Here is a 10,724-nt window from a genome sequence, read left to right on the forward strand (position 1 = left end):
TGCCCAAGGGTCTGTCCAGCCGGGCCAGGCCGCGTGACCCCGACGGAGAGGTGCCCTGCCCAACAGAGGCAATGTGACCTCGCTGAGCTACCGATGCTTCCAGAAGCGGTTGACGTGCTCGGTGTCGTTCGGCTCACCTCCGCTCGCGCGGGGTTGTCCCTACGGACGGCATCGCAAGACCCTGATCCCCGCACCTGCGGGGATAGACGTCAAGGCCCTCACGTGCGAGTGGGGGCCTTCCGTCATGCCCTGGGCTGCGCTTCGTGAGCTGCTGCGATCTTGTCGATTCGTGCGGCCAGGGAGAAGTCGGCTTCGGTGAGCCGGTGCCCGGCGTCGTGTGTGGTGATCCCCGAACCGGACGTGATCCCATCGAAGATCGATGTCCGCGTGGTGACCGATCAACCGCTCAACGTCCGCCACGTGCACGATCATCGCGATGCCGCCGTGGTAGCGGATCCCGAACGTGCCAGTGATCTCGTCCCCTGCGCGCACCCAGCCCGGCAGTGCGGCCAGGCGCTCCGTGATCTCCTCGTCCGACAACGCTTCCTTGCCCACGGCCAGCTCCCCTCGGTCACCGGTGCCAGGATCCCAGCGAGGTCCCGGCCGACCGGGGCATCGTGCCACGGGTGCATCGCCCGTTCGAGGGTGGATAGCTCCCGGCGCATGCGGGCGGAGCGGGTCTCCACTGCGATGGTCGCCACCGCTCGGGCGATTTCGACTGCCTGGTCCGGCTCCCGCGCAGCCGCCGCTGCGGTCGCCTGCCGCGCCATGTACACCCCGCGGTCGCGGCGTGCCGTCTCCGGGACTCCGGCCAGGACCTGAGTCCACAGCGACCCCGCTTCCTCACCGAGCCCGAGGCGTCCGTAGCAGGTGGCCCGCTGCACCTCCAGGTAGCCGGGCGTCCTCCGGCAGGCGTTGCCCCACGGCAGGTCGTCGTCCACCCGGGGGAGCAGCCGGTCGGCCTGGTCGAGCAGCTGGTCGACGGTACGGCGCTCGCCGGTGAGGCTCGCCCCGTGCGCCTGCTGCTGCATCGCCATGATCCGCACCTTCGGCACCAGCCGGTCAGCGTCATCCAGGGCCGCTTCGCACAACTCGACAACCGCGTGCCCGTCGCCCAAGTCGGTTCGCACCTGCGCCTGGTTGACCAGGGAGTACCCGATCAGGTGCGGGTCCCTGGACCGTATGGCGATCTCCTGTGTCGCGCCCCGCCAGAAGCTCGCCCCGTCTATGTCTCCGGCGTCCTGGTAGAGCCAGCCGACGAGCGCCGCGTAGGCGGCGCCCGCCCGTAGCAGGCCGCGCCGGGTCTCGCCGCGCGCGGACCGGACCAGCTTGTCCATGAGCTGGTACTGGGCGGACACGGTGCCGATCAGGTCGTGGGGGCCGAGGAACATGTCGGCCCGGTAGTGCCCTTCCAGCTGCTGCTGGAAGTAGCCGACCAGCGCGGGGTCGACCTGCTGCGGTGCGATCGGGCCGGCGACGAGTGCTGCTGCGGTGACGGAGGTGAATGCGCGGCGGTTCACCTGCTCCTCTTCGTGGTGCTCGGGCCGGATCCAGCCCGGCGGTGGTGGCAAGCCCAGGTCCTCGGGCCAGCGGCCGAGGGCGTCATGGATGACGACCGCGGTCTCCTCTGCCGGCCAGCCCGGGCGCTCGCCTTCCCAGCGCCGCCAGGTCCTCGCGGACACGGTGAACTGGTGTTCGTCCAGGAGCTGCTGCCCGTGTTTTGTGAGCGCCGTCGCGGCGGCCTCGATGGTCCGCCAACCCCGGCGGAGTCGGGCGGCCCTCAACGCGTCGTTGCGGCCCATGCGTTCAGTGTGGAGTGTCATCGTCCGCGCTCCCGGCCGTGGCCGCTACGTGGCCGCGCGTGGCCATGCGGCGACCTATTTCCTACGTGGCGTGCACACACATCATCAGGGTGTGACAGCAGGCCGTGCAGCGGAATGGCTGAGGGCCCACCGATTCAGGGAGCCGGCCGTGCCGATGACGCTGAAGGTGTACGAGGTGAACCGCGACGGGCTCACCCGGATCGTGCGCGAGGAGGCGGAGGTCGTGCCCCTCGAACGGCCCGAGGCCTCGCACCAGTTCCCCGCCTGCGAGTGCCTCGAGTGCACGGCGCCCGCACGGTGACGACGTGCTACGCCGAAGGCGGCGCGCACGAGCTCCCCGTCGAGGACGACACCGGCGTCCACTGCCCCGATCACGGCATCACCCTGCTCTGGCGCACCGACCCGCCCACAGACTCCCGCCCGGCGGCGCACTCCGTGGAAGGACCGCAGCCGGGCGGGCGATCCCCAACCGACAGAAGGAGATCACCATGAGCGTAGTAGGCCAGTTGCCCGTCATCGCCCGCGGGCTCATCCCCGACGAGCGGTTCACCAGTTGCCGCAGCACCGTCGTGGACGCCAACCCCGACATGTCCCAGGAGATGGCGGCCGGATCGTCGAGGAGGGGCCAAGTTCGTGCCCGCCCGCTCGCGCAACCCGGGTTTCGGCCTGGCCCCGTCGCGCATCGTCGATGAGGGGCGGCACGCCCTGCTGCTCCACACCGCGATGTACGCGCAGCTGTGCGAGGGGCTCGGCGGCGACTTCGTCCACCACTTGCCCGGGTACGACCCGACGAACTACGACCCGGAGATCCTGGACCGCACCCGCCGGGCCATCGCGGACCTGGGTTACGTAGCGGACGCGGAGCTGTGGGGGCCGCCGTCGGACGAGACGCTGGCGTCGGTGGCCGCGAAGTGCCAGCACGCCCCGGACTGCACGATCATCATCGTCCCGAAGCCGAAGGGCTAGGCCGTGTCTTAGAACTGGGGTCCGTGTCTCGCCTCGTGCCGTGATGATCTCGGTGTGGGGCGAGGGGATCTTTCAGATGACCAATGGGCGGCGCTGGCACCGTTGTTGCCGGTCGCGGAGGTGGGCAGGCCGTCGGTTGGCCGACGGCGGTTGATCGACGGGATCCGCTGGCGGGTGCGGACCGGGGCCCCGTGGCGGGATCTGCCGACGGAATACGGCGCATGGCAGACGGTCTACGGGCTCTTCCGTCGCTGGCAACGCGATGGGGTCTGGTCGGCGGTCCTGACCGGATTGCAGGCCCGGGCGGACGCCGCCGGTTTGATCACTTGGGACGTGAACGTCGACTCCACGATCTGCCGGGCCCATCAGCACGCGGCCGGTGCCCGGCGCGACGGCCAGACCCAGAAGGAGCCGCCGGGCGGCGATGCGGCCGAACCCGACGATCACGGCCTGGGCCGCTCCCGCGGCGGCTGGGCCACGAAGATTCACCTGGCCTGCGAGCAAGGGCAGAAGCCGCTATCTCTGCTGGTCACAGCCGGTCAGCGGGGAGACAGCCCGCAGTTTACGGCCGTGCTGGAAGCCATCCGGGTTCCACGTCTCGGGCTGGGACGGCCAAGGGTCCGTCCGTTGCGGGTGCGGGGCGACAAAGCGTATTCGTCACGCGCGAACCGTGCGTATCTGCGTCGGCGCGGGATTCGCTGCATGATCCCGGAACCTGCCGATCAGGCCGGCCACCGCAAACGCCGAGGGGTGGCTGGCGGGCGGCCTCCGGCCTTCGACCGCGAGGACTACAAGGCCCGGCACGCGGTCGAGTGCGGCATCAACCGGCTGAAGTGGAACCGGGCGGTGGCCACCCGGTTTGACAAGCTCGCGGTCCGCTTCGAAGCCACCGTCCTCATCGCCGCGATCAACGAATGGCTGTGACCTGCCGGACGTGTCGGTCCCGCATGTCATTCTGGGCACGATCAGGTCAGCGGGTCGAGGGGGAGACAGGGCCGATGGGGGCTGCGTACTACCGGGCCGAGAGCGAGAGTGGCGACCACATTGACGACCCATCCGAGGACGCCCTGTTCATGCTGATCGACGACCTCAACGACTCGGACAACACCTTCGTCGTCATCCAGCCCGACCAGGACGACCCGGTCTGGTTCACCTCGGTCGCTGTCCTGGAAGAAGGCGGCTACGAGGTCGTCCGCCGCGACAACACCCGCCGCGAACACCACGTCGTCAGCGAGACCAGCATCGACCGGATCGCCCGCGACCTCACGATCTGGATGGCCGCCCGTAACTTCCCCGGACGACCCACCCGGCACACCAGCAACTTCTAAACTGGCGGCTCGGTACCCGCGCCCTCGTCGGCATGTCGCCAGCCAGACAGCCAACCACCCCCTGTCCTGAGAGTGACAGACTGGGCAACATGACCGCCCACCCCAAGATCGGCTCTGTCTGGGCCCGCCGCTACCCCGGTTACCCGCAGCACGACCGCGACTTCCGGGTAACCGGGGTCTTCACCAGAGACGGTGTCACGTACGTCGAGACTGAACAGCTCGGCAACGGCGATCGCAGCAGAGGGCGGCTTGACCACGTCTTTGAGTATGCGGAGTGCGTCAGCACCAATGGGATCGACACCCTCGGCTGCGCAGACATCAGCACGTCGCGCTGATCGCGCAAATACGGCTGGCGGACTGACGCCCCACCTCACGGAGTTAGTTCTAAAACACGCCCTAAAGCGTGTTGCAGAAGGGTGGGTGTGGGCAGGCCGAGATGGCGTTTTACCTGCTGGTTCAGCCGGTCATGGCGAGGTTGTGCATGGTGGCGACGGCTTGGACGGCGTGGTGGAGTCCGTCTCCTTTCTGGCGGCAGTCGCGGAGGATTTTCCAGTTCTTCATGCGGGCGAAGGTGTGCTCGACGCGGGCGCGGACGCGTCGGTGTTCGGCGTTGTCCTCCTCCTGGCCGCGCAGGAGTGGGCGTCCGGCTCTTCTGCGGTGCGGGACGATCAGGCCAGTTCCCAGGTAGGCGCCGTCTGCGATGACCGTTGTCCCGGCCGCGACGGCGGGCAGGTCCGATTCTCGCCATGCGTGGGCATCGGCCTTGTTCCCGGGGACGGGGCGGGCTGAGGCGATCACCAGGCGGCTGTCCGCGTCGATGATGACCTGCACGTTCGCCGAGAACCGATAGTTACGGGAGGACGCGGCGACCGTGCGGTCGCGGACCGGGACGAGGGTTCCGTCCACGATCCACAACCGTTCGACATCCGCGACGGGCCGCGGCGCCGGCTCGATCGCGAGGAGCGGCCGCAGACGATGAATGACCCGGCAAACGGTGGCTGGGGAGATCCCGAAGAGCGGGGCAAGCTGGCGCATCGTGAGGTTGGTCCGGTAATAGACGGCCACCAGGAGGACCCGGTCTGCCAGCGGCAGGCACCACGGGCGCCCACCGCCGGGACCGTTTCCTCCCCGCTCCCGTACCACCTTCACCAACTTCTCGAACCGGCCCATTCGCAAGCCCGTGAACGTCTCCACCCACAACGACTCAGCCCGCAACACCCCACCCATACAAGAGGAATGCCCTATCCCTGACGTTCTGCAACAACCTTTAGGGCCCCTGTTCGATTCACGCACTCCAAGGCCGGTTGAGATACGGCTTCAAACTTCCCCACCGCTAGATCCTTGCGGTGGGGAAGGAATTCGAGCCACCCTTCGCGAGCTCGTACCCGCTTGCCCACCCTGCAGCACGGCCTTCTCGGCCAATGTGACCTCAAGTGGGCCACGAGGGAGATGAGGTGTGCTTATGTTCAATCGGAGTGTGATCGACGTAGGCAAGCGGGAGGAGGCTGCGTGGCAACGGCACCGTCGTCGGCTCGCTGGCACAGGCTGGCCGTGCTCGCGGCCCTGATGCTGGCCGCGTTCACTTTCAACACCACGGAGAACCTGCCGATCGGGCTGCTCAAGCTCATCTCGGACGACGTGCAGGTGTCACTCTCGGCGGTGGGCTATCTGGTCACCGCCTACGGGCTGACCGTCGCCCTGGTCTCCCTGCCTCTCGCGCACGCCACCCGGTCCATGCCGCGCCGCCATGTGCTCACCGTGCTGCTGGCCGCGCTCGTCCTGTCCAGCCTGGTCTCGGCGCTGGGCTCCAGCTACTGGCTGCTGATGGCCGCCCGGTTGGTGACCGCGCTCGCCCAGGCGCTGTTCTGGGCGGTGATGGGGCCGGTGGCGGTCGGTCTGTTCGCACCGGCTGTCCGGGGGCGGGTGATCGGGGTGCTGTCGGTGGCCGGTTCGCTGGCCCTGGTGCTGGGTGTCCCGCTCGGTACGTGGCTGGGCCAGCAGAGCGCGTGGCAGGTCCCGCTCGTCGTGCTGGCCGGGCTGGGGCTGGTCTCCCTCGTCACGATTGCCGTTCTCCTCCCGACGTCCCGCCCGGAGGAGGGGCACGCGGCCTACGGTTCGGCACCCGACAAGCGGCGGTTCCAGATCGTGCTGGCGACCACCGCCCTGTCCGTCACGGGCGCGTTCGCGGGCTATACGTACCTCGTGAAGTTCCTGGGTGACGTGAGCGGCTTCTCCGACACCTCCGTCAGCGCTCTGTTGATGGTCTCCGGCATCGCGGGCGTGGTCGGTGTGACGATCGCGGGGCCGCTCCTGGACCGCTACCCGCGCGGCACGCTGGCCCTACCGGTGGCCACCCAGGCGGCCGGCATGCTGGGCCTGTACGCGTTCGGCAGCGCCCCGGCCGGAGCCGTCGCGTGCCTGGTGCTGCTGGGCGGCTCACTCGGCCCGGTGTTCATGGCCACGCAGAACCAGATGCTGCGCTTGGCCCCCGGACGTACCGAAATCGCCCTGGCCGCCAACTCCGGCGCCTACAACGCCGGGATCGCGGGCGGGGCACTGCTCGGCGGCCTCATCCTGCCCGCCTGGGACGTGCGGGCCACGTTCCTGGTGGGCGGGCTGCTGACCGTCACCTCGTTCGCGGTACTGCTCACCGAGCGGATGCTGCCGCCCGCGGAGCAGGGCCGTCCGGCCGAATCCGGCCGGACGGTGGACAGCAGCCCCGTCGAGCACCGCTGATAGCGAAGGGCAGCGCCCCGTCGGGCCCTGCCCTGTGACCGGGCCCTCTCACCAGGCGTAGGCTTCAGGGGCGGGCCCGCCGGGTCCGGGGAAGAGCGCGTCGAGCTCCTTGAGCCGGCTCTTCTCCAGGGAGATCTTCAGCGCTGCGAGGCCTTGGTCGAGCTGCTCGGCCACGCGTGGGCCCAGGATCGGCGCGGTGACGCCCGGCTGGTGCAACAGCCAGGCCAGGGCCACTTGGGCGGGCGGCAGACCGAGGTCGGCGCACCACTTCTCGTACGTCGCGATCCGATCGTGGTGCCGCTTCAGCTGTTTGCCCGATTTGGGCTCCGCCGCGCGGCCGCCGGCAGTGCCGCGGCGGACCGCTCCGCCCAGCAGACCGCCGTGCAGCGGGCTGTACGGGAGCAAGCCGATGCCGTAGTCGCGGCAGGCGGGCAGCACTTCCAGCTCGACGGTGCGTTCCAGGAGGTTGTAGACGGACTGCTCGCTGACCGGGCCGGGTGTGTTGCGCTGCCGGGCGTGCTCCTGTGCCTTGGTCAGATGCCATCCGGCGAAGTTGGAGGTGCCGATGTAGGTGACCTTTCCCTGGGCGACCAGCAGGTCCAGTGCCTGCCAGGTCTCCTCCCACGGTGTGGTCCGGTCGATGTGGTGGACCTGCAGCAGGTCGATGTGGTCGGTCCGGAGCCGGCGCAGCGAGTCCTCGCACGCCTTCCTGACGTGGAAGGCGGACAGCCGGCCGGAGTTGGGTTTGAGGCCCATCATCCCGTAAACCTTGGTGGCCAGAACGATCTGGTCGCGACGGGCGGCATTCTCGGTGAGCCAGTTGCCGATGATCTGCTCCGTGATCCCCTCGCCCATCTGCGCGCCGTAGATGTTGGCGGTGTCGAAGAGGTTCACGCCCTTCTCCAGGGCCAGGTTCATGATGGCGTGCGCCTCGGGCTCCGGGGTGTGGGGGCCGAAGTTCATGGTGCCCAGACCGAGGCGTCCGACGACCAGCCCCGAGCGTCCCAAGTTGGCGTACTTCATGATGCGGGTGCCTCCACGTCGTGACGGGAGCCCGGGGACCGGGCGGATTGGACGGATTGGACAGGTCGGGCGGATTGGACGGCGTTCAGCCGGTGTTCCAGGTCTGCGACCAAGGGGCCGGGCGCCCGCTGGACGAAGTAGTGGTCGCCCGGCATCCGTACGACTGCCGCCCGCCCCGTGGTGTGTTGCTTCCAGGCGAGTGCGGGCACGTCGTCCTGGTCCCCGTAGTAGGAGACGATGTCGCAGGACAGGGGTGCGGTGGGCGGCAGATGGCCGTCATACAGCTCCAGGTCAGCCTGCAGGACCGGGGTGGTGAGCTCGATGATCTCCGCCAGCAGCGCCGGGTCGGCCGGGCCCAGGGACGTACTGAACGCCCGGGTGGTGCGCTCCAGTTCGGCGGGGTCGAGCCGGCCGTGGTCCACGGGGGTGCTGGGGTGCGGAGGGGAGCAGCCCGCCACGCACAGCAGGTCGGGTGCGACCAGGGCGGCGACGTCCAGGGCGAGCAGAGAACCCAGACTGTGGCCAAGGTAGACCAGGGGGCGGCCGGCGCCGCCCGGGCGGGACCGCACGGCGGCGGCCACCTCCTGCGCGGCCGTTGCCGGGTCGTTGTGCGGGGGCTCCACGAAGCGCTGTCCACGCCCGGGCAGGCACACGGCGGAAAGCCTCCAGGTCGCCGGTACCCGCTGTGCCCACGGCAGAAAGACCGACGGTCCGCCACCACCGAACGGCATGACCACGATGTCCACTGCCACGTCCGCCGGGTCGGTCAGCGGCGTCAGGACCGGGAACGACGCGTGCCGGGTCATTGCCGCTCCCCGTCCGGCAGACCGTCGGTGTGGGGGGACGCGGGACGCATGTCGGTCCAGGTGCGCTCCACGTGTTCCAGGGTGGCCGTGCGGCTGCCCGGGCCGAACACGGCGTGCCAGCCCGCCGGCACCTCGGCGGACGCGGGCCACAGCGAGTGCTGGCCCTCGTGGTTGACCAGGGCGAGGAACGATCCCGCCGGGTCGTCGAAGGGGTTCGGCACGGTTCTGCCTCCTTGTCTCCCGGATCCGGGAATGGCGCGTCTGAGTGGCTGTGACCTCTGTGCGTCTATGTCTCTGCGTGCAGGCGCGCGGCGAGTGCGGCCACGGTGGGTGCTTCGAAGAGGGCCCGGACGCGGATGCTCGCATCGAGGTCGGCCCGTATGCGAGCGACCAGTTTGGTGGCGAGCAGCGAGTGTCCGCCGAGGTCGAAGAAGCTGTCGTCGATGCTGACCCGGGGCACCCCGAGAGCCTGCTCGAACAGGTCGCACAGTGCCTTCTCGTCCGGCGTGCGCGGAGTCCGCCCCGCTGAGTGTCCCGCGGCGGTTTCCGGTGCGGGCAGGGCGCGGCGGTCGAGTTTGCCGTTCGCGTTCAGGGGCAGCCGGTCCAGCTCGACGAAGGCTGCGGGGAGCATGTACGCGGGCAGGGTCCGTGCCAGATGCGTGCGCAGTTCCTCCTGCCGGGGCGCCGGCCGGGAAGTCACCGCGTCCCGTGCGGCTCGGCTCGGCACGTAGTACGCGACCAGCCTCTTGTCACCCGGCCGGTCCTCTCGTACGGTCACGGCCGCTTGGCCGACGTCGGGGTGGTCGGTCAGGGCCGCCGCCACTTCATCCGGTTCGATACGGAATCCACGGATCTTGACCTGGTCGTCTGTCCGCCCGACGAACTCCAGGCAGCCGTCCCGGTGGCGGCGGACCAGATCGCCAGTGCGGTACATCCGCTCTCCCGGGCCGCCGAAGGGATCGGCGACGAAGCGCTCCGCGGTCAGTACGGGGCGGCCGAGGTATCCGTGTGCCAGTCCGGCGCCCGCGATGTACAGGTCGCCTGCCACACCGGGCGGAACGGGCTGGAGGTGCCCGTTCAGCACATGGACGCGAGTGTTGTCGACGGGGCGGCCGATGGGCGGAGTGCGGTGGCCGCAGTCCTTGCCCAGCCAGGCCGTGGCGTAGACGGTCGTCTCCGTCGGCCCGTAGATGTTGGCGATTCGGGCGCCGGGGACGGCGGTCCGCAGTTCCGCGACGACATGGGCGGGCAGTGCTTCGCCCGCCAGTACGACGGTCTCCGCCCTGAGGTCCACGTCGTGCTGGCCGACGAGGTGGGACACGGCTGAGGGCACGCCGCTGATCAGACTTCCTCTCCAACGTCCTGCCGGGCGCTCCGCCACCGCCAGCACATCGTGGACGATCTCGACGCTGCCGCCGCACAGCAGGGGGCACAGGATCTCGAAGACGGAGACGTCGAAGGTCAGTGAGGTGGCGGCCAGGACGTGGGAGAGCCCCTGTCGCCCGAAGGTACCGCGGGCCCAGAGCGCGAGGTTCACGGCAGCGGAGTGCGGGACCGCTACGCCCTTGGGACGGCCGCTCGTCCCGGATGTGTAGATCACGTACGCGGTGTTGCCGGGGAGCGGCGCCTGCGGCGGGCTGTCGTTGGCGAGGTGGTCGTCGGTGAGGCCGTCGTCGACGCGCAGCACCGGAAGGCCGTCGGGAAGCAATGCCGAGGTCTCGTCGGTGGCGACTGCGCAGACGGGGGCCGCGTCGTCCAGGACCAGGGCGATGCGCCCTGCGGGGTGGCACGGGTCCAGGGGAAGGTAGCCGGCGCCGGTCTTCAGTACGGCCAGTACGGCCACCACCATGTCCGCAGACCGGGGCAGGGCCAGGGCCACGAGCCGCTCGGGTCCCGCTCCGGCGGCGCTCAGCCGCCTGGCGAGCCGGTCGGCACGGGCGTCGAGCCGGGCGTAGGTGAGACGGTTGCCGTCGCAGATCACCGCCGTCGCTTCCGGGGTGCGGGCGACCTGGTCCTGGAAGAGGGCGGGCAGAGTGGTGGCG

General features: G+C 69.7%; 12 protein-coding genes and 1 pseudogene. 6 read left to right on the top strand and 7 right to left on the bottom strand.

All coding sequences use genetic code 11. The annotated features are described in order from the left end of the window. Positions 1-242: 242 nt before the first annotated feature. Both HET64_RS31105 and HET64_RS31110 read right to left on the bottom strand, forming a co-directional pair. A pseudogene (locus HET64_RS31105) lies at positions 243-540 on the bottom strand (4a-hydroxytetrahydrobiopterin dehydratase). After that, positions 429-1,823 (bottom strand): Twin-arginine translocation pathway signal, encoded by a 1,395-nt coding sequence (locus HET64_RS31110; RefSeq protein ID WP_251146129.1) that lies wholly within the window; start codon positions 1,821-1,823, stop codon positions 429-431. The pseudogene HET64_RS31105 and the gene HET64_RS31110 overlap by 112 nt, the downstream one beginning before the upstream one ends. Before the next feature lie 148 nt (positions 1,824-1,971). Between HET64_RS31110 and HET64_RS31115 the strand changes: the two genes are divergently transcribed. From HET64_RS31115 to HET64_RS31135, 5 genes are all read left to right on the top strand, one after another. Further along, entirely contained in the window at positions 1,972-2,124 is a 153-nt protein-coding gene (locus HET64_RS31115; RefSeq protein ID WP_215110489.1) for a hypothetical protein, read from the top strand. A gap of 332 nt (positions 2,125-2,456) precedes the next feature. Next, positions 2,457-2,789: a hypothetical protein gene (locus tag HET64_RS31120; protein WP_251146130.1), complete on the top strand. Its 333-nt coding sequence runs from the start codon at positions 2,457-2,459 to the stop codon at positions 2,787-2,789. Positions 2,790-2,843: 54 nt separating this feature from the next. Further along, entirely contained in the window at positions 2,844-3,713 is an 870-nt protein-coding gene (locus HET64_RS31125; RefSeq protein WP_215110490.1) for an IS5 family transposase, read from the top strand. Positions 3,714-3,787: 74 nt separating this feature from the next. Beyond that, positions 3,788-4,117, top strand: coding sequence for a hypothetical protein (locus HET64_RS31130; protein WP_215110491.1), 330 nt, complete (start codon positions 3,788-3,790; stop codon positions 4,115-4,117). 89 nt (positions 4,118-4,206) lie between these two features. Beyond that, positions 4,207-4,452, top strand: a complete 246-nt coding sequence (locus HET64_RS31135; RefSeq protein WP_215110492.1) for a hypothetical protein — start codon at positions 4,207-4,209, stop codon at positions 4,450-4,452. Between the two features lie 121 nt (positions 4,453-4,573). On the opposite strand, the gene HET64_RS31140 is transcribed toward HET64_RS31135, so the two are convergent. Further along, positions 4,574-5,344, bottom strand: a complete 771-nt coding sequence (locus HET64_RS31140) for a transposase (RefSeq protein ID WP_215110493.1) — start codon at positions 5,342-5,344, stop codon at positions 4,574-4,576. 339 nt (positions 5,345-5,683) lie between these two features. Here HET64_RS31140 and HET64_RS31145 point away from each other — a divergent pair, with 339 nt between their 5' ends. Then, positions 5,684-6,853, top strand: coding sequence for an MFS transporter (locus HET64_RS31145; protein WP_215110498.1), 1,170 nt, complete (start codon positions 5,684-5,686; stop codon positions 6,851-6,853). Positions 6,854-6,901: 48 nt separating this feature from the next. Here the strand turns inward: HET64_RS31145 and HET64_RS31150 are convergent, their stop codons facing one another. The 4 genes from HET64_RS31150 to HET64_RS31165 all read right to left on the bottom strand — a co-directional run. Beyond that, complete coding sequence (locus HET64_RS31150) at positions 6,902-7,876, bottom strand: aldo/keto reductase (RefSeq protein ID WP_215110494.1); 975 nt, start codon at positions 7,874-7,876, stop codon at positions 6,902-6,904. Further along, positions 7,873-8,682, bottom strand: a complete 810-nt coding sequence (locus HET64_RS31155; protein WP_215110495.1) for a thioesterase II family protein — start codon at positions 8,680-8,682, stop codon at positions 7,873-7,875. Before HET64_RS31155 ends, HET64_RS31150 begins: the two co-directional genes overlap by 4 nt. After that, positions 8,679-8,903, bottom strand: a complete 225-nt coding sequence (locus tag HET64_RS31160; protein WP_215110496.1) for an MbtH family protein — start codon at positions 8,901-8,903, stop codon at positions 8,679-8,681. Before HET64_RS31160 ends, HET64_RS31155 begins: the two co-directional genes overlap by 4 nt. 65 nt (positions 8,904-8,968) lie before the next feature. After that, on the bottom strand, positions 8,969-10,724 hold a 1,756-nt coding region (locus HET64_RS31165; protein ID WP_215110497.1), incomplete at its 5' end, for an amino acid adenylation domain-containing protein.

This window comes from Streptomyces sp. McG3 (assembly GCF_018619185.1).
Classification (GTDB): domain Bacteria; phylum Actinomycetota; class Actinomycetes; order Streptomycetales; family Streptomycetaceae; genus Streptomyces.